The 499-nt window shown below is 71.9% G+C and carries 1 pseudogene; it reads left to right on the top strand.

Annotation, left to right across the window (positions count from 1 at the left end):
* Positions 1–252: 252 nt before the first annotated feature.
* A pseudogene (locus GT030_RS36630) lies at positions 253–499 on the top strand (hypothetical protein); the annotation flags it as partial.

A 499-nucleotide genomic window follows, 5' to 3' on the forward strand; every position in this document is an offset into this window, starting at 1 on the left:
GAGGGCGGGTGGGGGGTGTCAATGGGTCGAACACGTAACGGTTCCGGCAAAGGCGTGTACGCAGGTGTCTCTCCCGCACCAAACCTTCACAGCGGCACCTAGGAACGTGACCCGAGGGGAATCTAGTCTTCCCGCGTCATGGACTACTGCCACCCGTGCCGACGGCACCTCAACGGCGCTCTCGCCTGCCCCGGCTGCGGCGCGCCCGCCCTGACCGCCGTCGCGCCAACCGCCACCGTTGCCTCCGGCGGTATGGCGGACCCTTACGGGCAGAGCCCCCAGCCCCCCTCTTACGGGGAGACCACTCACGCAGCCCCCTACGGGCAGCAAGCCTCGGCAGCCCCCTACGGGCAGGAAGCCCCGGCCGCCCCCTACGGACAGGAAGCCCCGGCCGCCCCCTACGGACAGGAAGCCTCGGCAACCCCCTACGGGGAAGTCGACCCGGCCACCCCCTACGGGCAGGAGGCCCCGGCCGCCCCCCACGGGCCAGACGACCCGG

Origin of the sequence: Streptomyces sp. SID1328 (assembly GCF_009865595.1) — a bacterium.
Lineage (GTDB): Bacteria > Actinomycetota > Actinomycetes > Streptomycetales > Streptomycetaceae > Streptomyces > Streptomyces griseoluteus.